The sequence below is a fragment of the Rhodococcus sp. AW25M09 genome, from assembly GCF_000333955.1.
Lineage (GTDB): Bacteria > Actinomycetota > Actinomycetes > Mycobacteriales > Mycobacteriaceae > Rhodococcoides.
On the sequence record NZ_CAPS01000144.1, the window covers coordinates 1 to 23,723 of the forward strand.

At 63.1% G+C, this 23,723-nt stretch carries 25 protein-coding genes and 1 pseudogene; 7 read left to right on the forward strand and 19 right to left on the reverse strand.

The genetic code is table 11. The features are described from left to right. Together RHODMAR_RS29295 and RHODMAR_RS25290 are read left to right on the forward strand one after the other, a co-directional pair. Positions 1-232: hypothetical protein (locus RHODMAR_RS29295; protein WP_232433765.1), on the forward strand; the 232-nt coding region annotated here is incomplete at its 5' end. Between the two features lie 29 nt (positions 233-261). Further along, the gene (locus RHODMAR_RS25290; RefSeq protein WP_157226214.1) at positions 262-1,095 is read left to right on the forward strand and encodes a hypothetical protein; all 834 of its coding nucleotides are present in this window, start codon (positions 262-264) and stop codon (positions 1,093-1,095) included. A gap of 255 nt (positions 1,096-1,350) precedes the next feature. On the opposite strand, the gene RHODMAR_RS25295 is transcribed toward RHODMAR_RS25290, so the two are convergent. Beyond that, positions 1,351-2,790: a hypothetical protein gene (locus RHODMAR_RS25295; RefSeq protein WP_157226215.1), complete on the reverse strand. Its 1,440-nt coding sequence runs from the start codon at positions 2,788-2,790 to the stop codon at positions 1,351-1,353. Positions 2,791-3,185: 395 nt separating this feature from the next. Here RHODMAR_RS25295 and RHODMAR_RS25300 point away from each other — a divergent pair, with 395 nt between their 5' ends. Continuing rightward, a complete protein-coding gene (locus RHODMAR_RS25300) occupies positions 3,186-3,614 on the forward strand; it encodes a hypothetical protein (RefSeq protein WP_008720517.1) in 429 nt (142 codons plus the stop codon). Between the two features lie 121 nt (positions 3,615-3,735). Here RHODMAR_RS25300 and RHODMAR_RS25305 read toward each other — a convergent pair whose 3' ends face one another. The 13 genes from RHODMAR_RS25305 to RHODMAR_RS25365 form a co-directional block, all read right to left on the reverse strand. Next, entirely contained in the window at positions 3,736-5,121 is a 1,386-nt protein-coding gene (locus RHODMAR_RS25305; RefSeq protein ID WP_008720518.1) for a DNA cytosine methyltransferase, read from the reverse strand. Further along, a complete protein-coding gene (locus RHODMAR_RS25310) occupies positions 5,118-6,071 on the reverse strand; it encodes a DUF5131 family protein (RefSeq protein ID WP_042940324.1) in 954 nt (317 codons plus the stop codon). The genes RHODMAR_RS25305 and RHODMAR_RS25310 overlap by 4 nt, the downstream gene beginning before the upstream one ends. After that, a complete protein-coding gene (locus RHODMAR_RS25315; protein WP_157226216.1) occupies positions 6,071-6,259 on the reverse strand; it encodes a hypothetical protein in 189 nt (62 codons plus the stop codon). Before RHODMAR_RS25315 ends, RHODMAR_RS25310 begins: the two co-directional genes overlap by 1 nt. Before the next feature lie 20 nt (positions 6,260-6,279). After that, complete coding sequence (locus tag RHODMAR_RS25320) at positions 6,280-6,999, reverse strand: HNH endonuclease family protein (RefSeq protein ID WP_008720522.1); 720 nt, start codon at positions 6,997-6,999, stop codon at positions 6,280-6,282. Continuing rightward, positions 6,996-7,316 carry a hypothetical protein gene (locus tag RHODMAR_RS25325; RefSeq protein ID WP_008720524.1) on the reverse strand — a complete coding sequence of 107 codons (321 nt, stop codon included), beginning with the start codon at positions 7,314-7,316 and terminating at the stop codon, positions 6,996-6,998. Before RHODMAR_RS25325 ends, RHODMAR_RS25320 begins: the two co-directional genes overlap by 4 nt. A 151-nt stretch (positions 7,317-7,467) precedes the next feature. After that, complete coding sequence (locus RHODMAR_RS25330) at positions 7,468-8,112, reverse strand: hypothetical protein (protein ID WP_157226217.1); 645 nt, start codon at positions 8,110-8,112, stop codon at positions 7,468-7,470. A gap of 94 nt (positions 8,113-8,206) precedes the next feature. Next, the gene (locus RHODMAR_RS25335; RefSeq protein WP_008720527.1) at positions 8,207-8,521 is read right to left on the reverse strand and encodes a hypothetical protein; all 315 of its coding nucleotides are present in this window, start codon (positions 8,519-8,521) and stop codon (positions 8,207-8,209) included. Between the two features lie 678 nt (positions 8,522-9,199). Next, positions 9,200-9,535 carry a hypothetical protein gene (locus tag RHODMAR_RS25340; protein ID WP_008720531.1) on the reverse strand — a complete coding sequence of 112 codons (336 nt, stop codon included), beginning with the start codon at positions 9,533-9,535 and terminating at the stop codon, positions 9,200-9,202. A gap of 28 nt (positions 9,536-9,563) precedes the next feature. After that, positions 9,564-10,859 carry an AAA family ATPase gene (locus RHODMAR_RS25345; RefSeq protein ID WP_008720533.1) on the reverse strand — a complete coding sequence of 432 codons (1,296 nt, stop codon included), beginning with the start codon at positions 10,857-10,859 and terminating at the stop codon, positions 9,564-9,566. Between the two features lie 50 nt (positions 10,860-10,909). Next, complete coding sequence (locus tag RHODMAR_RS25350) at positions 10,910-12,112, reverse strand: hypothetical protein (RefSeq protein ID WP_008720535.1); 1,203 nt, start codon at positions 12,110-12,112, stop codon at positions 10,910-10,912. Further along, a complete protein-coding gene (locus tag RHODMAR_RS25355; RefSeq protein ID WP_008720536.1) occupies positions 12,109-12,297 on the reverse strand; it encodes a hypothetical protein in 189 nt (62 codons plus the stop codon). The genes RHODMAR_RS25350 and RHODMAR_RS25355 overlap by 4 nt, the downstream gene beginning before the upstream one ends. Next, complete coding sequence (locus tag RHODMAR_RS25360) at positions 12,294-13,553, reverse strand: vWA domain-containing protein (protein ID WP_008720538.1); 1,260 nt, start codon at positions 13,551-13,553, stop codon at positions 12,294-12,296. Before RHODMAR_RS25360 ends, RHODMAR_RS25355 begins: the two co-directional genes overlap by 4 nt. Then, positions 13,550-14,650: an ATP-binding protein gene (locus tag RHODMAR_RS25365; RefSeq protein WP_042940326.1), complete on the reverse strand. Its 1,101-nt coding sequence runs from the start codon at positions 14,648-14,650 to the stop codon at positions 13,550-13,552. Before RHODMAR_RS25365 ends, RHODMAR_RS25360 begins: the two co-directional genes overlap by 4 nt. Before the next feature lie 153 nt (positions 14,651-14,803). Here RHODMAR_RS25365 and RHODMAR_RS27790 point away from each other — a divergent pair, with 153 nt between their 5' ends. Continuing rightward, positions 14,804-15,316: a WhiB family transcriptional regulator gene (locus RHODMAR_RS27790; RefSeq protein ID WP_081606116.1), complete on the forward strand. Its 513-nt coding sequence runs from the start codon at positions 14,804-14,806 to the stop codon at positions 15,314-15,316. A gap of 639 nt (positions 15,317-15,955) precedes the next feature. Here RHODMAR_RS27790 and RHODMAR_RS25380 read toward each other — a convergent pair. The 3 genes from RHODMAR_RS25380 to RHODMAR_RS25390 are packed head-to-tail and all read right to left on the reverse strand — an operon-like array spanning position 15,956 to position 17,978. Next, positions 15,956-16,672 (reverse strand): hypothetical protein, encoded by a 717-nt coding sequence (locus RHODMAR_RS25380; RefSeq protein WP_008720544.1) that lies wholly within the window; start codon positions 16,670-16,672, stop codon positions 15,956-15,958. Next, the gene (locus RHODMAR_RS25385; protein WP_008720547.1) at positions 16,672-17,532 is read right to left on the reverse strand and encodes an RAMP superfamily CRISPR-associated protein; all 861 of its coding nucleotides are present in this window, start codon (positions 17,530-17,532) and stop codon (positions 16,672-16,674) included. Before RHODMAR_RS25385 ends, RHODMAR_RS25380 begins: the two co-directional genes overlap by 1 nt. Further along, the gene (locus tag RHODMAR_RS25390) at positions 17,529-17,978 is read right to left on the reverse strand and encodes a hypothetical protein (protein ID WP_008720549.1); all 450 of its coding nucleotides are present in this window, start codon (positions 17,976-17,978) and stop codon (positions 17,529-17,531) included. The genes RHODMAR_RS25385 and RHODMAR_RS25390 overlap by 4 nt, the downstream gene beginning before the upstream one ends. A gap of 399 nt (positions 17,979-18,377) precedes the next feature. Between RHODMAR_RS25390 and RHODMAR_RS25395 the strand changes: the two genes are divergently transcribed. Continuing rightward, positions 18,378-18,614, forward strand: coding sequence for a hypothetical protein (locus tag RHODMAR_RS25395; RefSeq protein ID WP_157226218.1), 237 nt, complete (start codon positions 18,378-18,380; stop codon positions 18,612-18,614). 114 nt (positions 18,615-18,728) lie between these two features. Here the strand turns inward: RHODMAR_RS25395 and RHODMAR_RS29300 are convergent, their stop codons facing one another. Continuing rightward, positions 18,729-19,706 carry a MinD/ParA family ATP-binding protein gene (locus RHODMAR_RS29300; protein WP_051048287.1) on the reverse strand — a complete coding sequence of 326 codons (978 nt, stop codon included), beginning with the start codon at positions 19,704-19,706 and terminating at the stop codon, positions 18,729-18,731. A gap of 830 nt (positions 19,707-20,536) precedes the next feature. Between RHODMAR_RS29300 and RHODMAR_RS25405 the strand changes: the two genes are divergently transcribed. Next, positions 20,537-21,403: a phosphoadenosine phosphosulfate reductase domain-containing protein gene (locus RHODMAR_RS25405; protein WP_008720555.1), complete on the forward strand. Its 867-nt coding sequence runs from the start codon at positions 20,537-20,539 to the stop codon at positions 21,401-21,403. Between the two features lie 140 nt (positions 21,404-21,543). On the opposite strand, the gene RHODMAR_RS25410 is transcribed toward RHODMAR_RS25405, so the two are convergent. Beyond that, a complete protein-coding gene (locus RHODMAR_RS25410) occupies positions 21,544-22,314 on the reverse strand; it encodes a hypothetical protein (protein ID WP_042940329.1) in 771 nt (256 codons plus the stop codon). 93 nt (positions 22,315-22,407) lie between these two features. On the opposite strand from RHODMAR_RS25410, the pseudogene RHODMAR_RS27800 reads away from it, so the two are divergent. After that, positions 22,408-23,299 (forward strand): annotated as a pseudogene (locus RHODMAR_RS27800) (IS5 family transposase). Positions 23,300-23,723 lie beyond the last annotated feature (424 nt).

Below are 23,723 nucleotides of genomic sequence, written 5' to 3' on the forward strand. Positions count from 1 at the left end.
TTCTCAGACCACGGCCGCTCTCGATGGCGATCCGAAGGGGTTACGCCAAACTCCAACTCATGAACAACGACGAGCCGCGTACATCATGCGATTCGAGCGAAGGTGCGGCGACGACCGTCCCCACTTCGAGCAGTACCGCGAGTGGGTCGCGCAAATGCGTGATGCCGACGGAGATCACCTCGATCAGATCCTGGACGCCGAATTTGACCTAGTCGGCGACGCTTCTGCTTAGTTCCCGATAGGGCGCATAACGTGCGTTACGTGAATGATGCAATTTTCGACCATGCGATTCAGACGGAACTGACCCATGTGCAGAGCATCCACGACGCAGTGGAAGAGAAAGCTGGCCATCGGGCTGACGCACACAGCGACCTTGCCGCTGACGAAGCCCGATTTCCCGAGATCTGGGCGACATCAGTTGCCCAGCGTGGTCTGGTCCATGCCTGCGAATGCATCGAGGCGGCGGGAGCCTTGATGCTCAACTGGAGCTGGTTCTACCCACAATTTGCACTTCTACGCGCCGCATACGAGTCGGCTGGTGCCACAGTCTGGCTTCTGAGCGCGGAAGACACTGATACACGACTCGCCAGGTTGATCTACCAACACCAAGAATCTTGGCGATATTCATCGAGGGCGTTCGACGGCACACCACTCGACGACAACGGTGAACATCAAGAACGACAGCAGTGGGTGAATGATGTTGCCACCAGGCTGCAGATCGATCCGAGAAGGGGAAACCCCGGTGGATACGAAAAGCTGATCAAGGCAATTGACGACCTCCCTGGCCACCCAGAATCACTCCTCACCGCCTGGCAACTCTGCTCCGGAGTCAGCCACGCCAAAACATGGGCGTTGAACACCGTAACCACCGAAGTAGAGAGCTCCACACTCTATGCACATGGAACCCTCAGTGGACGTGTCCCGAATTCGGACCTGTTTCTATCGACCCTTCGAATCGCCCGGCGCTCAGCGCAGTACGCCTGGGCCCTCTACCAAATCCGAACCACTACTCGACCACACACGCTCAGCTTGAAAACTGTTCAACGAGACAACGACAGCGGCGAAGAAGTGAGTCGACCAACCGCAGAAGGGTGACGACCGCTACCGGTCCAGCTCTCGCAATTGCCCTGCTAAAGCGGCAGTAGATACGGCTTCCCTTCGCTGAGATGACCATGACTGAATACCCTGTTTGAAGGTAACAAGCTCGGTTGGTCTCGGAGCTCTAGCTCAGGCAGCGCAGCAGCTCACCTCGGCGTCCGGGGTGCTCCGCGATGACCTGATCGCAACCATCTAACGCGGCCGTCCATCTACAGTACTGGCGTAGAACGTACTGTCTCACAGCATAATTGATTAGTAGAAGCGCAATCCGGCGGTTGCGATCGTCTCGAACGCACCGTTCTCGTCAGGCTTCATTTCCTCCCCTGCGATGGTTCGCAGGGTCAACATCAGTGGCTGCAATTCACGTAGCATCGCGCGTGCTTCATTGACTGATGGTCGTTTACCGATGGCAACCTCCAGGGACAACCTGTTGACCATTTGTGCATTCAGGTCACCGTTCCGCAGGACGGCCCAGGGCTTTGCATCCTCAACCTCCACATCGTTGAATCCCTCCTCGAGCTCCGTCCTCGCGCGAGCGGCTAGCACTGCGGCGGAGCCGACTACGAGAGTGTTCTTCGGTGCTTCCAAGTAGTACATCTGCGCAGCAGATAACAAGTGGTAAGGGTTGATTTCGTACAAGGGTTTCGACACCGAGTCCGAAACACCAGACGGGAGCGAACCTTGCTGCGCCTCTCTGACTTTGGCCAGGTCGTACAGAAAATCAGCTATAAGTAGCTGACCGACCACGCCGTATCCGCCGAGCAGGATGAGGTCCGGGAGGTGCACATCGTGGTCGAAGTCGATGGCACCGCGCTGCCGATCGGCCAGAGCGAACATCGTGGCTAGGGCCCTTCCGGAAGTCTCTGCATTGGACTTCCGTTGCGCCACCAACGATTCTAAGAGAAGCTCCCTCAGCCGCCGGAACTCCGAACGGTCGTACTCGACGTGGGGATCTTGATCGTATGCGACCTGCACACCACACATTCTCGTCAGGAGCGGCACGAGGACTCTGGGCGGGAGTGTGCCGCCATCGCGCGCGTATTGCTCCAACTCCAGGGCAAGCGTCACGATTGAATTTGCCTCTGCTGCGGCATCTTCGTTGACCAAGGCACTCGCTCGAGCCCTGTGAAACTCGGCCACAGCGGCGTTGAGCGGCTGATTCAGTTTGATCTGGAATCGTCGCTCTTTTGCCTTGTTCGTCGCAACCGCCGTGAGGTTCCTCGTCACGGCCAGTTTCGCACGCAGTATCGCCACTTCATCGTGCAAATCATCTTCGACTGTACTGCAGGCGATTTGAGCTGCACGTTGGGCAGCGGCCGCTGCGTTTCTCGCCAGCTGCCCACCGAGAGCATAGTGGCGTCCTTTATCGGCTTCGATGTGCTCCGTACCGGTTTCGGCGACCTCTTGCGCCTCACTGACGGCCGCGGCCGAAGGCGGCAGCATGAGCAGACTGTACGAGAGGTGACAGCACTGCGCCGCCAGCAGATGATGCTCGTCCGGATGCGTGCGAACCGTCTCCGCGTACATCTGTCGCATGCGACCGACCGCGTCTTCGACACTCGACTCGCCGAGGGCTCGCAGAAGACGCAGCTGATCCTGGACGAACTCGCGGTTGTCGTTGACGGTTTGCCGCTCGGTCTGCGCTCGTAGACGAGGAGAAACTTGGGCACCGACATCGTCTCGCTGCTTCACGAGAGCAGCTACGACGTCGTTCACCGTCCGAAATTGGCGTGTCACCGTGTTCGGTGCGACCTGCGCCTCTTCCGCGAAAGCTTTCATGGTCATGGTCCCGAGGTCCACCCCGGAGCTCTCGAGACGCTCGGCCACGCTCAGGATTAGCTTCCTGCTGTTCTGCATACGTGTCTTCGCGGCCCGCTGTCGCGCTACATCCGCTTTGTTGCCACCATCCGACATCGAACACCGCCTCTTCCCGTAACTGTGCGTCATCGAACTGTAACCGTTGACATCCACGTGGATATCGACAATCAATGTGTGTCGATTCTGCCGAGGCGTATGTACAGCACCGTCGATCCTGAGCTACGTTTCCGATGCAAGGTTCAAAACAGCCTTTCACCAGGAGGAACGCAATGTCCATCGACATCCTGCCCGCGGACCGGATCACACCTTCCGAGAAACACGTCCCGAACCAAACTGATGCAGAACGGGCGGTTGCTGGAAAGCCCAATTTTCCGGCACGTCTGCGCCGACTGGCCGTGACCGCTGGCCTCACCCTGATGATCGTTGCGGCCATGGTGGGGCTCACCGCGCCGACCGCATCGGCGAAGAGCGGAGACTGGGGCCATACTCCAGGCACAAGCCTCTACGGCTGTACGAACCCGTCGGTGTGCAGCCGCGGAGCTCAAGCAGTCGGTGCAGGGTGGATCCAGGTGTGGTGCTGGACGGATTCGTACTGGCAGAAATGGTTCAAGGTGAGGGCCTGGACCGGCCGGTCATGGAACGAAGGGTGGGTGCCCACGGTCCGAGTGGACATCCAGCCGCAGGTTCCGCGCTGCTAGGCAAGAGCCAAGCGTATCGAGAGAGCACGTCGAGAGGGCCCCACCATCTGGTGGGGCCCTTTCGCGCGTGTCAGCAGGCTGCGGTCAACTGCTCGAGGTGGATCGGGCACTTGGTGGCCGTTCAACTGAGCAAGCTCTGCACTCCGACTCCGACAAGGTCTCGGGAGGTTGGTGGGGTGACCGCATTGCCGCACATCCGCACGTTGCGTTGCTTCGTTCCACCGCATAGCACGTAGGTCGACGCGAATCCCATTGCGCATTGGAGCTCCGGTACGTCGAGCATTCTGAAGCACAGGTCTTCGACAGCAAACGAACGCCGTGTGGTCTTCCGGTGGTGAGTGGCCGCGGGAACGACCAAGCCATGGTGGTTACCCGATGCCGTCACGGTGCAGAGAGCGTCGCTGACCGATCGCGCAGTCGAACCTCCACCTCGTAGCTCTGCGATGAACGGGGTGATCACCGCATGATGGCGGCCGCCCGCGGATACGGTCGAGAGCGCCTCCGAGGTTCGATGATTCTTCGACTGGCCCCGCAGCACCGACACGAACGCCGGGGCCCGCCCCTCAGACGGCCGTGGGCTTGCCTGCCGATACTCGAACAGCGTGCCCGCGGATTCTCTCGCGTCCTCGGCATGCGGAGCTGCCCAGTACCGGTCGATGCCGGCCTGGATTCGTGCGATCGTTTTCGGCTTCAGTGGACGAGTGCGGTCCCCGATTCGCTGGCCGGTCTTGGTCCAGTCGATGATGGTCGAGGCGGGCAGCCAGTCGGGCTCGAGCACGGTATCGGCACACGCACGTGCGGGGCACCGGTAGGAGTACTGGCTGCGGTACTTGCCCACGGCCACCGCTGGGTTCTTCCAGGCTTGCAACGCACGCACGGGCCCGCAGCGAGAGCAGGTTGCCGGCGGACGGACCGCGGTCTCGAAGTCAGGTGCCCGGTTGCCGGCCTTCCAGAAGCACACGTAGACGCGATCGCGGGACTGCGGCGCTGGTGTCCCGAAAGTCCATGAGTGCATCGAATTCAGGCAAATGAGGCGATGTTCGTAACCGAGGGCGCGCATCGCCGCGATCCATGGCCTGTAGAGAGGCCATGAGTAGATCTCGACGACGTTCTCGACGAAGACCAATTCGTATCGGTGATACTCGGTGAACCGAACGACGTCCCACATCGTCGCCCTCGATCGCTCGGCGGCCTCGGACGGTAGGTCGTCGGACAGCAACGAGATCTGCGCGGCGAGGCGCTTGGCCCCGCGTGCATTGGAGTGCCAGGTGCATTCGGGGCTGAACCATCCGATTGTCGTGCGAGGAAACAGCTTCGGAGTGATCTGAGAGAGGTCCGCGAGGATGTGCTCGGTGTGCTGGTGGTTGTATTGGTGCGTCTCGATTGCTTTGTCCCAGTGGTTCGATGCTGCCGATACTCTCACCCCGGGGATGGAGATCATGCCGGTCGTGGATCCGCCGGCACCGCAGAAGAAGTCCGATGCCGTGATGTCGAGCGATCCTTTCATCGGCCGGCTCCGTCGGGCGTGCTGTCCCACACCCGTCGGTCGAGGATCCGGCCGGCGGCCTTACGGCCGACTCGTCGAACTTCGGTGCCGTCGTCGAAGTGGTGGTAGTCGCGGAATCGGGCGATCACCTCCGCTGGTGCCCACTCGCCCCACTGCTTGAACAGGAAGGGCACATCGGCAGCGGTGCACTGGTCCCGGATATCTCGTACCCATCGCGGATGCATCGGCCGTGCCTCGCGGCCTGACTCACCGCCGACGATCACCCAGTCGAGCGCTGGTTCGAGCTCGCCGCCGCATTTCGAGTCTTCGACCGGACGAAGCCCGTCGCGAGTCAGCGCTCCTCCGATTCTGCTGGGTCGTAGGCGCGTGAAGTCGATCGGTCCGAGGAGCGGTTCGGCAGAGACGAACCGAAGAGCTGCAGGCGTGTCCAGCAGCGCCCATACTCGCAGGTCTGCAGTCTTCTGGTCTTCGGCCGAGACGCCGATCCACAGGTTCGGCAGGGGCCAGCTCTGGTACCAGACATCGGCGGGGCGGAAGGCTGCGACGACACCTGCGATGGCGTCGTCGACGGCGCGGCGGAAGGCATCGGACTGGAGCAAAGACCGCATCCGAGCGGGTCTCTTGGTGAGCAACTGAAAGGTGTGCTGGCGGGCGAGCGCGATCACCGCGAACACCCTGGCGATGTAGTCGTCCGGGATTGCAGGGTGGAAGAGGTCGCTCATCGAATTCACGAAGATCCGGCGTGGTCGGCTCCATCGCAGCGGCTGGTCGAGCTTGCCGGGGCGCATCTCGACGTCGAATCCGTGCTCGAAGTAGTGCCCCGGTGTGCCGCGGAACCGCTCAGCGAGGGTTTGGGCGTAGCAGTGATCACATCCCGACGAGACTGCGGTGCAGCCGGTGACCGGGTTCCAGGTTGCGTCGGTCCATTCGATGGCCGTGGCGTCGCCCATCATCGCTCTTCCGGGTCGTGGAGGGCGTCGAGGAGCTGGAATCGTAGGTCGGCGTCTATCTCGAATGAGATACCCCTGCTGGGCAATTCGATCGTGTAGCTGTTTCGATCAGGTGTGGTCGTGATGATCCATGGGTTGGGGTGGAGCGGGGCAGCGTTTGTGTCGGTGGTGGGGTCGGTTTCGGTCATGGCGTCCTCCGAACGTTGGGTCATCGGCTGCAGACGCTCGACGCTGTTTGCGCATCGGCGCTGGTGATGTCGAGGTCGTATTTCGCGGCCACGGTGAGATACGAAGTGACGTAACGGCATTGGTAGGGCGTGTTGGGTGGCAGCCAGGTGTCGATTCCTTTGTCCGACTTCTGCTGATTCGTACGTCCGTCCACCGCGAGCAAGTTGACGTCCACGTCGTTGGCGAAGGCGGTTCGCTGGTCGATCGACCAGGCCCACGCCCCTGCGTTCCACGCCCTCGCCAACGGGTACACGTGATCGATCTGAATCTTCCCGAGGTCGTCGATCGTCGATCCTGTGTAGGGGTCGTGGAGTATCCCTGCTGCGACTTTGCAGTCGCGGGTTCCGGGCTTGAACCCGACGTCGATCAGTTGGGTTGCCAGGACGTCGTTTCGAGTGTCACAGCCGTTGTGCGATCCAGGGGCGGAAGAGTCGTCGGTCCACGCCGGGCCGAACACGCACCCTGAGCCCTTCTTGCAGGATCGGTCGTATCCATCGACGTCTGGGAGCGAGTCCACCGTTTCGAGCTGAGCGAGGAGCTGCGCGATGGGTACAGGCGTGCTCGCCGCAGTTCTGTCAGCGGTCTGGACCACCGCTGGTCGTGAGAGCGGATCGGCGTGCGTTCCGAACGTGTAGGTCCCGACCGCGAGTAGGGCCATCACGATGGGCACCGCGATGCGGAGTCGTCTGCGCGCGCTCATCGAACCGCCTCCGCCGGCAAGGCTGCGTGCCCGCAGCTTCCGCGCCGATTACCGTCCGAGTGATCTGGCCACCGATGCAGTAGTGCCAGGGTCAGCGCCGAGAAGGCAGCGAGCAACGTGCCGGCCAGGGAGACGACCAAGCTGACGGTGACCAGGTCCTTCACGATCGGCAGAGCCCCGTTGAAGATCGCGAGCATGCCGACGACGTAGCCGACACACGCGAGCGCAACAGTGCGAGCCTCACGGCGGGCATCTTCGGCCGCGAGGTGGCGCTCTACGTCGTGGATGGCGCACTGTCGACCAGATTGTGGGTCCATCAGGGAGTCCTTTCGTAGTGGGCGCGGTGGCAAACGCAGTCCTGTACGGGGTAGATAGCGTGGCGGTGAGGTCTGTGACAGCTGGCCACTGAATCGCAACCCAGGAGAGTGCTCCTGTGGCCGCACCGTGCGGGCGATATGCGACCGGGTGTCACAAGCGTTGCGAGTTCGGGGCCGTCGGGTACTGGTCTAGTGGCCGGTCGCCGGGATGGACCGGGCCGACGTTGCGACGCCACGGCCCGGTCAGGTAGTCGTAGTGCTCTTGCGTGAAATCGGAACCGATCAGATCTCGTGCGACCAAGCCTCGGCCGACATCGCGGGCAGCGACTCTGGCAGCCCCGCGGCCGAGGACGCCGAGCAGATTCATCGTCGCTGTGAGTTCGTGACGCCGATTGTCGCCGCAGGCCGCTGTGTGGGCAGCGTGCGTCGCCATCCGCCAGCGGGGTGCGCACCACCACGCGGCGCTGACCGTTTCCGGCGCCGTCTCCAGAAGATCGGACTCGACGTCGAGGGTGCGCGCCAACGCGAAGACCTGCCGCCATTGTGAGCCGAAGACCACCTCGAAGACGTGATCTGTCAATTCATGGGCAGGAACTGTCGGCTGGAAGCGGTCGGTGGCGGTCGGGGTGGTAGCGAAATACGTCTCGGACAGACCGTGTTGCATCCGGCGATGGACTTCGCCGGCGATGGCCCGGTATGCCCTGCTGTTCGGGTTGCAGCCGGTACTGCCGGCAGGTTGTGCATGCGGTGAGAGGCGGACCGCCGGCGGCCGCGTTGTCGAGCTCGAAGATTTCATGGGTACTCCCGTTTCTGTGGGACAGATGGTCGGTCTGTCGATCAATTTCTGACTGGTCTCTGTACCGCTATGCGACCAACAACGCGGCTCTATTTCACTCTGCTACTTCACTTTCCGATCTTTCAGTGCCGTCCAGCCAGTCACCGATCCTGCCGCGGACGGCGTCGCCACCAGGAGGATCGTCGTAGGCGTCTTCGAGCGCTCCCCGCGCCCCGGATGAGATGACCGCGAGATCGCAGTCACGTGTCTCGACCCAGTCGCCCCACGTCCACCCCCTTCCTGCGTCGATATGAAATTGCGTCGCTGCTGCCGGAACACCGTCGACGAAGACTTGCGTGTGGGTAGGTCCGTCCGGATCGCGCACGACGATCACCTCGATCCGCGGTGCGGGGGCGAACTCTCTCGTCACGATGTCGCACCGGCCAGACGCTCCGGTCTGTCGAACTCCCCTGCCGCCCGACTGTTAGAGCTCACGATTCGGTGCCGGCGGGAAACATCCTCTCTCGCCGGCCGTGCCCTCTGAACGGGCTTGGCATCCATTGCGCCACTGCGCCGTCGAAGCAGCCACTCGATCCCAGTTGCTACAGCACACGCCGAGCAAGAAGCGGCGAACACCATCGCTACACGGCGCGGATCTCCGTCGATGGCGGCATGGTCGGTCCGGCGTAGCAGTGCAGCCCAGGCCAATCCGGCAAATGCAGCAAAAACCGCCAACACTCCCGCCGCACCACGCGTTACGGCCAGCGCGCAGTATCGCGGCGAACCCGAACTGCTCGCAGGTCCATGATTCCTACCGTCGATCCGGACGAGGACTCTCATATTCGACACACCTCTGCTCTTCTCGGAAGTCGGATGGTCAGTCCGCTCATCTGGTGAAAACGGCGACAACAACGAAATGGTCGACGCCGCGGCTTTTGTGGAACCACCCACCAAGCCGATACGCCAGGACACTACCCACCGGACCCGGAGTTTGCTAGGGCTCAGCAGCGAAAACGTCCCCGGCGCACCCAGTGCCGGGGACGGGCCTGGGGCGAGCAGCGACCCGGCGCAATCGAACGCCGTTCACTCCTCTCCCCCAGGGCGTCCCCTACTCGGTCCCGTACAGCTCGCAGCGGTAGTGGTCTTGACCGCGTTCGTCCACGGCGTCCCAGTCGACGCCGACGGCGTCGGCAAGGTGCCGCAGGTCGCTCAGGAAGTCTCCGAACACCGTTGTCAGTTCCTCGGTTTCGAGGCCGATCGGTCTGGCGTATGCGATCAGCCCTTCGGCAGCGTTGGCCGCTCGGACACCGTTGTCCCGGCTTTGGGTATCGAGGGTGTAGCCGATGCGCGGACGCTCGCGTCCCTCGACCGATGCGTGGAGTTCTTTCGGCGTCTCGATGCCAGGTAGTCGCTCGGCCCTGTACTCGATATTTGTGTCGGACATGTTGTGTGCCTTTCTTTTTGGGGGATCGCTACACGATGGTCGTGCAGTGCAGGGCGGCCATCAGGCCGGTGTGGGTGGCGTGAGCCGGGGATGGTTCGGCGTGGTCGAGGACGTGGGCGGTGGCGTCATCGATGACCACGGTCATGTGGGCTCGGTGGCGGGTGAGCATCACGCACGCTCTGCCGGGGTCGAGATTGAACGGCTCGGCTGTCCGGTACCCGGCAAGTGGGTGCAACACGACAACGGCGGCGCGTTCGAGGCCTTGCAGAGAGTTTGCGGTGCCGACCAGTACGTCGGGGTGATCCGAGAGCAAGGCCCGGACAGCGGCAGCCTGCGTGACATGAGGGACGACGACAGCCAGGTCCGCCGCTGTCATGGCCCGCTGTCCGTCCGGTGTGGTCACATCGGCGTCCAGCAGTTCTCGCGTGCGCTGGGCGCACTGTGTGGCCAGGACTGGGTCGGTTGGGCCTCCGATGACCCGCACTGGCCGATGTGCGAGTTCGGGCAGGTCGGGGCCGCTGGACTCGGTCAGATGCTCCGGTGGGCGACGGGAAGTGAAAGGCAGGCCGGGGTAGAACAGCGGTTGAATGAGGGCCGTTGTCCTCGCGCCGAGACGCCAGGTGTGTTGCAGACGGACCACGCCGACCGAGTCGCCGTGAGCTGCTTGCAGAGCGAGGGGGGCAGGCAGGTTCGGTGCGGTCTCGCTGTCCGACCACCGCGATACGTCTCCGGTGACCACCGGATCGATCTGTCCGGGGTCTCCGACGCAGACGACCTGTCGAGCCATCGCGCCGAGCGCCCCCAGATCGGCGTAGGTGCATTGCCATGCTTCGTCCACGATCAGCACATCGGCACCGATTCGGTCCGGGTCCGAGAAGAGCCACCGCGCCGTGGTACCGATGAGAATTGCGCCAGTGTCATTCGGCCACCGCGATTTTCGTCCTGTCACTACGGGAGTGTTTCCACTGTCGGGGAGGGGTGCTTTCGCCTTCCAGATCAACGCTGCTCGATCTGTCAGCGCGCCGAGCCGACGTGCGATTTCCACGGCTTGTTCTCGGGTTTGCGCCGCGATACCCACCCGGAGGTCTGCGCGATGGGCCAAGGCGGCGGCGAGCAACGCGACCAGTCGAGTCTTTCCTGCGCCCGGTGGTGACGGGACGACGACGGCGGGGTCTCCGGACCACACGGAGAACAGCACGCGTGCAGTGATCGGGTCGGCCATGATCTGCGATCCGGGCCATTGGGCGGGCGACGACGGTTCGGTTCCCCTGAAAGGTGTTGCGTCGGATTTCGGGGTGTCCGTTTGGGGTGCGACGAAACGCATTGTTGTGCCGTTCTTCTTCTAATGTGTTGTCAGTGAACATTTTTGATCCCCTAGTGATCACGGGCATCCTCTGCACCCGCTATCAGGACATCGAGCGGGACTTCGCGGCGCACGGCGCTCGGGGCTTGTCCGGTCGAAAGCCAGGAACGGCGAGCGCGGTACAGATTCCAGTACCTCGCCCGTCCTGCTCGCATCGTCGCCGGTGAAGGCGGTTGGGGCATCAGGGTCACCTGGTCTCCGTCGTTCGGTGCGTGCGCTCCGACCGAGCCGAGACCGAGCGTCAGTTTGCCGTTGACCACCTGTGCGGACGTGACGTCGGCAGAGAAGCGCTCGAAGGGTTGATCGAGCGGTGATCCGACCCATCCCGTAACTGCCGAATCAACCCGCATCCTCGAGTCCAGCCGGTCGCAGGTCACCGACACCGACACGTTGCGGCGGCGTGAACCTGTCGGCGGTGCCGCCACCGATGCGATGCCCTGGGCCACGCGTCCTGTATGCAGCGCACGTACTCGCCACAATGGATCACTCAGCAACGCAGCGGCTTTGAGGTCGGCGGCATCGCATCGGGTCCGCAGTCCCATGGCTGCACTAGCCGAGTTGTCCGGCCGTGACCAGTCGTGGCCCGCAGTCGCAGCCGACAATGTCCGATCCCAGGAGTATCGGTCATCGTCGTGTATCGAATCGAGAAGCGGCAACAGCGGTCCCGTTGCGATGCACGCTGCCCACTCATGCAGGCCTGCGACACTCTCGTCGGTAATGCCGAGCCAGTACCGCCATGTTCGGGCCGCTCGCTCGGCGTCGGGCGCAGTGCCGAGGACCAGATGCGAGGACGACGCAGCAACCAGATCGATCACCGCCGACGTTCCGGGATGGTCGGCTCGATCGGCCCACCATCCGATCATTGCGGCAGCCCCCGCTATGTCCGGATCAGGGTGGTGGGCGTGCGCACGCGCCAGGGCCAGCAGGCTCGGTATCGTCCCGGCGTCATCGGTGAGCAGCATGGCCGGTTCGGCCGTACCCATTGTGGTTGCGCCGTTGCGAGCGAGCAGGGCCAGAGCCTCGGTGTCGTGCGCGGATTCTTCGGTGCGTCCATCTCGTGCGACGGAGACGAGCGCAGTTGTTCCTCGTGTGGCCGCACGCACGGCCACGGCGGTCGTGGACGGCTTGAAGGTGGCGTGGGCGAGCCGAGGGACCGGTTGCATCTTCTCGGCGGCGTAGAGGCGTTGCGCGAGGTCGAACCACTCCACGCTCATCGCGCGTCACCGTCGACGAGGATCGCGGCGTTGCTTGCGCAATTCCACCCTGCGCGCAACGCCGTTGTGGCTGCATCGGCCGCTGCGCTGGCGACGACAGCGCGGATATCGGCGGCTGCGATTCCAGTGCCGGTGAGCACCCTGTCTGCGTACTTGAGCAGTTCCCCGGGTCCGGTTTCGTTCATCGCGTGGCCCCCGATCCGACTGGCACGTGCACCGTCGATGCCCATGCCGGTGTGCCGCCCCTGCCCTGGACGCCGCCGATGATTGCGCACACCAGGTGCGACCTCGTGGGCCGGTCGGGCCAGGGTGTATCGCCATCGGTCAGCACCACGACGACGTGGGGTGCAGGGCGCGCAGCGTTGGCGGCGGCGATTCCCACCCTCATATCGGTTCCGCCACCACCGACCAACGTCACATCAGCGACCGATCGTACGTGTTGTGCCGTAGTGGATTTGGCGTCACACGCCAGAATCCGAACCCGGTCGCGTGCGATGCCACCAGCTTTGAGAACTCCCGCCACTTCGCCCATCGCGGCATCGAGGTCCGCGCTCGTCATCGACCCGGACGTGTCGATGACGAGCGAGACCGTGATCGACGGCCCACGCATAGCCGGGGCGACGATTCCGGGAATGCGACGGCGGGAGGGACGGGAGTAAGAATAGTTCGTCCTACCCGCCTGCTCTGCCAACGCACGCCGAATTACGGCCCGTAGCAGCCGATCCCACGCTACCGTGGGCGGGGCGAGAACGTCAGCTGCCCACCGGACCAGTCCCGCCGGGGCACTACCCCTACCGGTACCAGATGCTTCGCGAACTGCCTGCGCGACGGATCGGCGCACCAGGTCCGCTTCCGCATTGTCCAGCCCCTCCGTGATCACTTCTCCCGAGCCGATGAGTTCGCCGGGGACCGCAGGGCACCCCGATCCTGATCCGCATCCCGGATCGCCCTCAGCGCCAGCGAGTTCGGTGACAGTCTGATGCGCAAGCGGGTCACGCAGGTAGTCGTAGTACTGCTCGGCTGTGTCTCCGGAAAGGCAGCCGAATGATTGAGGGGTGATCACCCCTTCGGGCAGGCCGACTCCCGCAGCCAACAGGTCGTCGTTGATTTCGGCGTCGGCCGCGAAGTTCCACACCAGGTGATCGATGGGCTTCGCCAGAGCGGCGGCGCGGTCGGCGTGTGCCCGTAACAGATGCCCGACCTCGTGCAGCAGCACTGCACCGACCATCGGCACCGGCCACGCGCAAGGCCCGACCAACAGATCCGGGTCCAGGTACAGCCGCCACCGGGCGTCGACCGCGAACGTACCCAGGCTCGGTGCCGCCACGGGTTGCGCTGCGAACAGAGCGCGCATGAAGTACGGCATGTGTTCGGCCGACACCAGCCGCGCGAGTCGGAACGCTCGCATTTCAGCCGGTTCGAGCTCGCGCACGCCGCTCATGCAGCTGCCTCGACCAAGCCCGCTGCCACCAGCATCGGCGCAAATCGGCGCGCGCTGGCCGGAACGGAGGCCTTCGCGGGTCGCGCTTTCGCCAGAGTTCGTGCCGCAGCCCCGGCTACGTCGGGCGCTCCTGCCTCGGCGGCGGCGATCAGCGGACCCCACGCGTTGCGCCACGCTTCGACGGTGCCGCGCGAGGCCGCCCACGCCGTCACGCCGGACAGCACTGCCCACACCAGATCAGGGCGCGAGCGCCAGTCGAACGCTGTCTCGGGGTTTTCGATCACGGCTACGGGGTCAGGGAGGTCGGCATTGCGACGCCATTCGAGGAACTCGACACCGGTGCCGTCTCCGATCAGACCGAACACCACCGCGTTGGTCGCGGCATTGTCGTCGTCACGAAGATGCGGCAACACCTTCGCGAGCATCGACCAGGTGCGCCGAGACGGCCATGCTCCCCCTGTCTGCACTCCGACCTTCGGGAACGCATCGAGCGCCTCGGGTGCACGCTGGATGTACCCGATGATGGAACTGCGCACCAACGCCTCTCGCTGCTCGTCGGTGGTCACCGCACGCGACGAGGCGGTGCTTGCCCATCCTGTCGCCATGCCGTCGAGCCATTCATCGACAGACGGCGTGAACTCGATGTGGCAGAAGCGGTTTGCCAAGGGGGCCTCCAACTCGTACCCCCCTGCCGCGCAATCGGGCGGATTCGCGCCCGCGATGACCCGCGTTCCTTTCGGTAATTGCAGATCACCCACCTTCAAATCCAGTGCGACTGCCAGCATTGCCGCCTGAACGGCCGGTGGGCTCGTGGTCAGTTCGTCCAGAAAGAGGTAGCCCCCACCCTCGGCATGTAGTCGTCGCGCCCAATCCGGGGCCTCCAACCTCACACCGCTCTCACGGACAACCGGCAATCCTGCGAAGTCGGCAGGCTCCCGCAAGGACCCCAAGACTGTTTCGCACAACACCCCTTCGGATGCAGCAAGTGCTCGAACCAGGCTCGATTTGCCCATACCTGGACCTGAGATCAGCAAGGACGGGACACCCGCCCTTCCGCACGCGTCCACAACAGTTACCGCAGTCGCCAAATCCGGCATTGAAAAGCTCCTCGAAAGATGGGCAAGATGGTCAGTCTCACCAACAACAGAACGCCTCAATCATACCGCGTACAAGCGCATTTCACCCGCCGTAGCGCCTTCCGATGGTCCCCGGCGCACTCGGTGCCGGGGACCATCGGAAGGCGGGGCTCAATGCGCACCGTCCGAAACGTGCGCTGCGTGAAGTGTCCGGGTCCCTCGATATCGTCGAACCCACTCGAAAGACCGGGTCGTCCGAAAGAAAGGATCCAACACGTGGACTCACTCGATACAGCCATCGCTGCGCCATCGACCGTGACGGACGAAGTTCCGTCATGGCACTCGGACGCGTTGTGCGCACAAACCGACCCCGAGGAGTTCTTCCCGCCCCCGGGTGGAGCAACCAGCAGAGCAAAGCGGGTCTGCGCAGAATGCCCCGTCAGAGCTGCTTGCCTCGACCATGCACTGACATACAATGAACAACAAGGCATTTGGGGCGGAAAGACACCACGAGAGCGCCAAGAGCTGCAGCTCACCACAGCCGCAGAGCGCGGGCCTACCAGGCAGCAACAACAGGCGCTCACGATAGCTACGCTCTCGGCCCAGAACGTCCCAGCCGAGGCCATTGCAAACCAGCTCGGACTCACCACCCGTCAGGTGTACCGAATACGCTCCCGCACAGCGTGAGCCAATGCGCGTGTTACCGGTCAGACCTGACTGGCGGTGCCGACGCGTCTGCAGCTCACCAGAACTCTCTGTCGTCGACCATCCACAGCACGTCAGGGCGTGGAGTGGTATTCCTCCAACGCTTCCAAGCAGAGGGCTTGCTGGCACCGGTCATGCTGGCGATATCGGTAGTCGTGGCACCCTTTACGGCTGCCTCGAGGGGGGGGCAGCCTCAGACACATGGGCTTTAGAAAACATCTCGAGCAACGAGGCCACACGTAGTTCGGAAAGCGCAGTCTCGCGGGCACGAGCAGCAGGATCGTCACTGTCGTTCGCGATCACCAGGCCGTATCTCCGACAGATGTCTTCGAGCTGTTCGCGGAGTTCGATTGTTTCCCGAGGAGTGAGTCGGCGCATGCGGTCACCCGTGGTTGATCGTTGAAGCGTCTCGACTTGCGTCGCTCCGCGTTGAAGGCTTCTCGTCGCGGGAGACGTCTTCGCCGGCGAGAAGGTCGGCCAGGACGACCGCGCGTGCCGCATGGGCCAAGATTTCGGCAGGTAGCGGTGGACCATCGAGGGTTCGGATTCGCATGGTTGTCAGTATGGCGGCCGGTACCGACAAGTTGCTGTCCCGCAACACTTCCGGGGCTAGCTAATGGGTCAGTGGGGCGTCCATGGCATGCATACCTCGCGCATTCTCGATCGGTGCATATGCGGTGGCCGTATCGCGCCTCGGCCCACACCGCCTGTTTCAACTGTTGGCCTGCCCTGCAGGCAGATGCGTGGGCTCAGGCGACCGAGGTGGCCGTTGGGATGGAGATGGCCGGCCGACCAGGCATCGATGTCGACGGGCTGCACTTCCCATCTGAGCACGTGCCCCTCGCCCTGGCTGCGCTTCTTCCCGATCGCATCGATCGAGGCCAGCGTTGTGCTCACTCGGTCGATGTCGCCGACACCTCTCCAGAGCACAGTCCGCGTGGAGGTCAGCAGGAGCGGCATTTGGCGCGCGCGATACCGGCCCTGTCGGTCGGAGATGACCGACGGTCGGTACCTCGCGAGTTGCTCGAGCGCACGGTGGTCGGGACGGCCGCTCCAGTGATGAATCTCCGGGGCGTCGGTCCCGTCCTCGGGATAGGCACATGTCGCGTACCAATGCCAGTCGTCACCTCCCGCCAGAGTGCATCGAGCGAGTGGTAGATCCAGATCGGCCGGGACCTCGTCTGGGCCCGCTGCTTCGAGGTAGTTTCCGCGATCGCGCGCCGCGGCTTTCTCGTCTTCCCACATCTCAGATGCGAGCAGTCCATCGAGGCTGGTCGCCCACGGGGCTGCATGCGCAAGTCCAGTCGCCAGGTGTGCTCTCACCTCGAACGGTGTCATCACGTCAGCGCCTCCATTACTGCTAGCGCCTCGTCCCGGTGCTCACGAAGGTGGGCACGCCAGTCGAGCTCGTTCGGCTCGTCGCCGGCGAGGAGGGTCCGCTTGAATCTAGTGCGAACCAGGCCGTGCCCGATCGCTGTACGCCCGCCGATGGTTCCGGATTCTACGAAGGCGTCAACGACGTCGGCGAAGAACGCCGCGTCCAGATCGGTCGCGCGATCGAGACGCAGGAAGGACTCGAATCGTGTACCAGCAGGCAGTGTTTCGATCTCGTATCGCATCAAGGAACTGCCCTCGACCGAGGCTTCGTCGGTTCGGGCGACTGTGGGAAAGTCATGATCGGTGGAATCGTCGAACCGGCTGTACCGTTCGAGAGCCATCGTGTCGAATTGGCTCAGGACAGCACGGTCTGGTGCGGGCCGGGTCATGAGGTGGTCGGTTTCGAGGACGTGTGGGATGACTTTCCCCACGCGGAGACAGCCGTCGATCATCCGCCCGCCACCGCTGCCTCCGAACACGCTGATCTGGGGGTTCAATGCCCGAAGCCGATGGAGCCGTTCGCCGGACAGTGGCTCTCCGGTGACCTTGGTCAGGCTGCCCCCGTTCCGGAGTGTGTGTGCCGCGGACAAGCTGAGAAGCCCTTCGTATGCCAGGGCGTCCCGCAACAACTCCTCACCGATTCGGCGGAGCGCGCCTCGGAAGGAGTTGCCCGACACTATCGGCACCAAGGCCGCGGACCCGTTGGGCTGCAGTATCTTTTCGCGACGGAACAAGGTGGTTGTGGTAGCGCTGTGTTCACCGCGGTGCGAGATCGCCGAGACCGCTGTGATGTCGAGCTGCCAGCGCAGGGTTGAGGTCACTTCTGCCTCCTGGGCGATGTCGCAGCCTTCGTGGTGGACCGGAGCGCTTGAACAGCCTCTGCCACGATTCGCGTTCGGAGAACGAGAGCAGTGGTGTTTTCCCGCAACAAGGTCAGAACCGGGATCGAGTCCTCGCGCAAGAGGACCGATAGTTCGAGGCGCTGTTCCTTCGTCGACGGCGCTGACTCGAGATCAGTCGCCACGGTGCTCCACCAACGATCGAGGTCGGCTCCACCGGTGTAGGTCGCGACCCGAACTCGGTCTGGCAGATGATGGTCCCAGTACAACTCCCTTCGGCGGCCCACCCACCCGGTATCCCAGTTGATCCCGTAGTGCAGGAGCAGCAACAGTCGTTCAGCTGTGGCCGCAGCGCCTGTGACCGGCGGCAGAAAGTTCGCTGCGTTCAACCAGGTTTGGGTCGGCGTCGCAGCTCGGGTAGGCGTCATGCCGCCCCCCTTTTGGACGTTGAGGCCGTCGCCGCGAGGTCGAGATACACAGTCCGCTCCCGCCAGGGGCCAAGGCGGTCCCAATCCGCGAATACCGACGACCACGCACGATGCGGAATGGCCTTCAAGGTGCCGAATGCTGGCGCTGCGCGCGCAAGAGCTGTCACGGAAAACCCGCGCCGTCGCAATCGGACGACTGCACTCAAGCGTTCCGCGTCGTACTCGGTCCACGGAAGCGCAACGTCATCGACTGCTACGCGGCCCCACAGAGCATGAGGGAGAACATGCTTACGCCCGGGACGTAACGGGACCACGACGGCAGAAGTTGAAGAGATTGCCGTTCCGAGAACGCTACGCAAGCGGGTCTTGGACAATTTGGTCGCGCACGGAGGGTCACTGGTGACCAGCATGAGATCCGAGCGAAGTGCCGTGGTCGAGTACACCCAGACGCAGACGCGGCACATCGTGGGAGCTGCGACATCCACCCACCCGTCGAACCCTGTGAACGTTCTCGACACAGTCTCACGCACTCGCCGGCCGGCACCTTCTGTCGCGCGCCCGCACCTCGCGCACGCGGTGTCACCCGGAACCCCGGCCGACACCCACGAAACCGGGGATCCTGTTGCGGCGACGTAGGCAGTCGTCACAACATCGAGTAACGCACTGCCCCTTGATAGTTCGACCATCTCTGCACTATATCGGTGCCCCCGGACACTACGGACAGGCCAACTTTCGCCGACATGGTCCGACTCACCAAGGAGTCGGACCGGATGTTGGCGCGTGCCGGCCGACGTTGGGAGGAAAGTCGTCGGCCAGCAAAGCGGCTAGCTCCACGAACGCGCGTTGCGCAGGCTTGCCCAGCAACTCGAGATCGATTGTGTCCCCTTCGGCGAGGTGGTCGTCGTACGGAACTACCTGCACGGCACGAGTCCGCTCGGCGAAGTACGACTCGAGCTGCTCGATATCCAGGGCCGTCGAGCCCTTCCGCGATTCGTTGATGACCACGACGGTGCGTTTGACCAGGTCATCGAAACCGTGTCGCGAGAGCCATTCGAGGGTCGCCCCCGCGCTGCGTGCCCCATCCTTGGCAGCGGACGAGACCAGGACCAACGCGTCGGCTTCTTTGAGTACTCCCGCCATCGCCGAGTTCATCAGACCAGTGCCGCAATCGGTCAAGATGATGTTGTAGAACGATTCGAGGATGCGCAGTGCGGCGATGTAGTCGCGCTCGTTGAATGCTTCCGACACAGACGGATCACGTTCGCTTGCAAGCACTTCGAGCCTGCTTCGCGCCTGCGAGGTGTAGATTCGCACATCCGAGTAGCTGTGTACTGCTTTGTCTGCCAGTAGATCTCGAACTGTGCGGTCGCTGTCTCGGTGAATACGGTAGGCAAGAGTTCCGAAATCCGGATTGGCGTCGTAGGCAATGACGCGGTCACCACGCAGTGCGGCAAAGGTCGATCCGAGACCTGTTGTCGTCGTGGTCTTGCCGACCCCACCCTTCATCGACAGGACTGCGATCTTGTAGTTCCCTCGGACCGGTTGACGCACTCGCCGAGTGAGTTGTTCGTACTCGAGTTCGGCGGGCGACTGACCGGGATTAGCGGTGCCGAACGAGAGTCGGTAGAGCCATCGTCGCCAGCCCTTGCTCGGCGGCAATTGGGCACGTCGGATCAGTTCGATCTCATCGATCGACCGTGGCGACGCAGCAGGGGCAGCTGTCGGCACGGTCGCACGCTCCGGCGCTACGAATTGAACAGGCTGCGAGGTGAAGGGGCGACGAACTGTCACTGCCTGAGAGTCGGGGACGGCACTCTGCTCCGGGCGAGCCACCGGTGCTGAACTGCTGTTCGACTCGTCACCGAGCCACTCCTTGGCGGACTGCGCGGATCCACTCTGCGCTCGGCGTGCCGGCTCAGACGATGCCCGGTCCGGTATGGGCGGGTGATCATCGTCGGCTCGTGGCGGCCACGGGATCCTCGCGGACCGGAGAGCATCTGTGTCTGCCTGCCTCTGGGTCGAGGTGTTGGGCACGTCGTTTAGCCGGTCATTCGGTGCGAGTTCTGATGCGACATCAGGTGCGTTTTTTGATGGGTTTTTGGACGCACTTTCTTGCACCCCTTCATCCGCGTTGTCGGATGCGATTCGAGGTGCGTCGATTGGCACGAACTCACTGGCTGGGGGGAGTTCCCGGTCTGCCGACTGCCCGCCAGAGCGGTGGACGGGGGCTTGATCCTGCCCAGTGGGGCGATCTCCTGACTGCACTTCCGGGCCAGAGGCGACCGGCTCCTCGGTCGATTTGTGCGCCGCCGACGGATCGACTACCCACCGGGGCAGCGCGCTGCCTGTATCGGACTCTGCGGGACTCATCGGTCGCCACCTCTTCCTCTTACTCATTCAACGGACGATATCCGGGCGAACATAACACCGACACCGGACACCTCGAACACCCCAAAAAACTGCACCGGAGGCGACCGCATTGAAGCGGGCGTTCACCCGTTTTGTGCCGAAGCGGCTGAGTAGTCGAGGTTGAAACTGTCCATGTTCCGACTATCGTTGTGGCGGTGCGCAGCAACGATTTCGACGGTCTCGATCTCACTCACTTACGGTCCCTTCGATCCCCGCGGCATAACATTTCGGCGATCATCGACCGTGTCGGAGAACACCTCGATAAATTCGACGGCTATGTCGCATTCAGTGGCGGAAAGGACTCGGTGGTTGCTGTTGATCTGGCCCGCCAGGCCGATCCAGATGTCCCGGTGGCATTTTTCGATTCCGGCCTCGAATATCCCGAGACCTACGCCTACGTCGAGCAGATTGCGACGAAGCTGGGACTGGACTTGCATATCATTCGCGCTGAACCATCACTGCTGACGGTAATGGCCCGGACCGGGGAATGGGACCATCGCGGCATCCCATCGGCTCACGTGCCCGTACAAGGGTTCGAGACCTTGATCGCGCAGCCGGCCCGAACAGCACATGCCACGTTCGGCGACGGAGAAGTCTGGGGTGTGCGGGCAGATGAATCCAGGAAAGGGACCGGCAGGTGGTCGATGTACTACTCGGCTCTCGCACGTGAGATCCGCGAACGCTGCCAGGGCACGAGCTGCTGCAGCAGCAGAGCCGAGCAGCGTCTACACCACGGGGGAACGATTCGACGCGCCGATGGAACCGTGGCGTACGGGCCAGTGTGGGATTGGTCGGCGGCTGATGTTCTCGCGTATTCGCACCGGCACCAGCTGCCGACCAACCCTGTCTACGCCAAGCTGGCCGCCTTGGGCGCACCTGCAGCGAACCTACGCGTGTCGCACATTCTCGACGGGAATTTCCTCGAATCGGGCAAGATCACTCGCCTCCGTCGCGGTTGGCCAAGCTTGTTCGAGGAGATCGCCGCAGCGCTCCCTCGAATACGCGAATTCGTGTAGATCGCCATATCGACTGTGCGCGTGTAGTATTGCCGACACTGAGATTGCACAGGGTGAGTCGGAGGCACACCACACGGTGGCCTCCGACTATTTTTTGCGTCGAGCCAGAGCCAGGAGATCTCACATCGGCCGATCGGCGGTCAGATCACTCTCACCTGCGTCGGGTCACGTTTGTCGGAGAGGTGCCAGAAGAACTGCGTCCGCAGTTCACGCCACCTCGTGATGATCTCATCCAACCGCTCCTGCGACTGTGGGTGCGCTAGCTCAGCTGTGGCCTCGCTCAGCCACGGTACGAAGTGCCGCTCCGCCTCGCGTCCTCGCGCCGAGCTCGACATAAAACCCTCGAGGCCCGCGCCCGCCAGATCTGCTCGAAGCAGTCGCACCAACTGGCGCTGAGTGATCGTCCTCGGCTCATCGGACAGCGACGGGCTCTGCTCGGCGGCCTTCCTCCGATGCTTCAGCTCGTACTCGCACCGATGAGAGGCTGCATCGATCACCGCAAGAGCTGTATCGGTGTCGATACCATCGGGCAAACGTGCAATGACCTGTGCTACTTGCGCTTCGATGGGTGCCCAACCTTGATGATCACTCGACCGATACCACCAGGTCATTACTGCCGCGTGATCCCATGCCGCCACCATTCTGCGCTCGAGCTTCGGCAACGCACCGACTGCATTGCCGATCGCAGACAGCTGATCGCGGCAACGCGCCCGCGCTGCGTCCGCGAGTAACCGGTCATCGTCGCTGTCGGTGATCTCAGCGATACGCACCAATTCCTGCTGCTGAGCCAGCGCAACTCGCGCCTGCGTCACCAACGCCGCGGTCTCGGTTCGCGCTGATTGCAGCGCGAACCGTGTTGACCGACGACGGGAAGGAGACCAGGGCACCCGAAGATTCATCACGCTGTCCATGATGCCAAAACCCTCGACTCAATTGCACGAGCTACATCGGCACTAGGGCGTGTCTCCTAGATGTGAGTGTGGTTGTGCTCGAGAATGTTTCTCGTGTCGAGATTGCAGATGTTCACCGATGAGCAGTGGGGCCTGATCGAACCGTTGTTGCCCTCGTCCGATGGTCTTCGAGGTCGGGCGTTCCGGAACAATCGGCTGGTGGTCGAGGGGATTGCTTACCGATATCGGGCGGGGGTGGCATGGCGTGATCTGCCCGCAGACTTCGGTCCGTGGCAGACGGTGTGGAAACGACACCGCCGCTATGCCGGTGACGGAACGTGGGATCGAGTGCTCGCGGCGTTGTTGAGCGCCGCCGATGCCCGCGGCGGGGTGGATGGGCAGGTGTCGGTGGATTCGACAATCAACCGAGCACATCAGCACGGCACGAATCTCGCTCGTTCCACAGGGGGATCTGTCGAATTACATGAATCTGCTTGCCGAGCCCGATGATCACGGTATCGGTCGCTCTCGTGGTGGGTTGAGCACGAAGATTCATCACCTCACCGATGGGAACGGTCTGCCGTTGGTCGTTCTCATCGGTGCCGGGCAGGCGGGTGACAGTCCGATGTTTCCGATCTTGCTCTCGCACTTGCGGATCGAGCGGGCGGGGTCGGTACCGGCGCGTACTCGCCCGGATGCGGTGCTCGGTGACAAGGCGTATTCCTCGCGTGCAATCCGAGCGTTGCTGCGGTCGCGGCGGATCGAGGCAGTGATCTCCGAACCTCGCGATCAGCAGGGCCATCGGCGTAATCGGGGCAGCGGTGGTGGTCGGCCTCCGAAGTTCGATGCGCAGAAATACAAAGGCCGCAATGTAGTCGAGCGTTCCTTCAATGCCGTCAAACAGTGGCGGGGGCTTGCCACCCGGTACGACAAATTGGCGCTGACGTACCGGGCGGGCGCGCTCCTACATGCGATTTTCCTGTGGTCGCGCCACATCACCCTTTAGGAGACACGCCCTAGGCCACAAAGTGCGGTTCCCCTTGGTCAGAGCACGAAACGAAGTACGCGGACGTCGTGGTCCGGAAACCCGAAGCCCCCGCCGTCAGCCGGGGGGTCGTACGCCCCAGGCCGATCGCACCAGAGCCGGAATCATCGGCTAGGTTGCGCCGCGTCGGCGGGACACCACTGGCGATCTAGCCGAAGAAACCCTTTGCCGTTTCCGATCGGTATCTGGAAGCTCAGACAGCAAATCCACTGTCCGCGTGCTGTTTTCGCCCACGCATGAAGAAGACCGGGCGATTTTACGTCCATCGAGAGGCCTTCGGACCTCTCGCCTGTCCGTCACTGTTGCTGGAGCGTGACCGTTCAGGATGAAGTCGTCGTCCAACCGACCGATCTCCGATCGAGCGCACGACGGGCAATCGAAATGG

Excerpts from the sequence above, each read along its gene's own strand:
- RHODMAR_RS25300 (WP_008720517.1), top strand. The coding sequence starts at position 3,186 with ATGTCCATCGACATCCTGCCCGCGGACCGGATCACACCTTCCGAGAAA.
- RHODMAR_RS25305 (WP_008720518.1), bottom strand. The coding sequence starts at position 5,121 with ATGAAAGGATCGCTCGACATCACGGCATCGGACTTCTTCTGCGGTGCC.
- RHODMAR_RS25310 (WP_042940324.1), bottom strand. The coding sequence starts at position 6,071 with ATGGGCGACGCCACGGCCATCGAATGGACCGACGCAACCTGGAACCCG.
- RHODMAR_RS25315 (WP_157226216.1), bottom strand. The coding sequence starts at position 6,259 with ATGACCGAAACCGACCCCACCACCGACACAAACGCTGCCCCGCTCCAC.
- RHODMAR_RS25320 (WP_008720522.1), bottom strand. The coding sequence starts at position 6,999 with ATGAGCGCGCGCAGACGACTCCGCATCGCGGTGCCCATCGTGATGGCC.
- RHODMAR_RS25325 (WP_008720524.1), bottom strand. The coding sequence starts at position 7,316 with ATGGACCCACAATCTGGTCGACAGTGCGCCATCCACGACGTAGAGCGC.
- RHODMAR_RS25330 (WP_157226217.1), bottom strand. The coding sequence starts at position 8,112 with ATGAAATCTTCGAGCTCGACAACGCGGCCGCCGGCGGTCCGCCTCTCA.
- RHODMAR_RS25340 (WP_008720531.1), bottom strand. The coding sequence starts at position 9,535 with ATGTCCGACACAAATATCGAGTACAGGGCCGAGCGACTACCTGGCATC.
- RHODMAR_RS25345 (WP_008720533.1), bottom strand. The coding sequence starts at position 10,859 with ATGCGTTTCGTCGCACCCCAAACGGACACCCCGAAATCCGACGCAACA.
- RHODMAR_RS25350 (WP_008720535.1), bottom strand. The coding sequence starts at position 12,112 with ATGAGCGTGGAGTGGTTCGACCTCGCGCAACGCCTCTACGCCGCCGAG.
- RHODMAR_RS25355 (WP_008720536.1), bottom strand. The coding sequence starts at position 12,297 with ATGAACGAAACCGGACCCGGGGAACTGCTCAAGTACGCAGACAGGGTG.
- RHODMAR_RS25360 (WP_008720538.1), bottom strand. The coding sequence starts at position 13,553 with ATGAGCGGCGTGCGCGAGCTCGAACCGGCTGAAATGCGAGCGTTCCGA.
- RHODMAR_RS25365 (WP_042940326.1), bottom strand. The coding sequence starts at position 14,650 with ATGCCGGATTTGGCGACTGCGGTAACTGTTGTGGACGCGTGCGGAAGG.
- RHODMAR_RS27790 (WP_081606116.1), top strand. The coding sequence starts at position 14,804 with ATGCGCACCGTCCGAAACGTGCGCTGCGTGAAGTGTCCGGGTCCCTCG.
- RHODMAR_RS25380 (WP_008720544.1), bottom strand. The coding sequence starts at position 16,672 with ATGACACCGTTCGAGGTGAGAGCACACCTGGCGACTGGACTTGCGCAT.
- RHODMAR_RS25390 (WP_008720549.1), bottom strand. The coding sequence starts at position 17,978 with ATGACGCCTACCCGAGCTGCGACGCCGACCCAAACCTGGTTGAACGCA.
- RHODMAR_RS25410 (WP_042940329.1), bottom strand. The coding sequence starts at position 22,314 with ATGGACAGCGTGATGAATCTTCGGGTGCCCTGGTCTCCTTCCCGTCGT.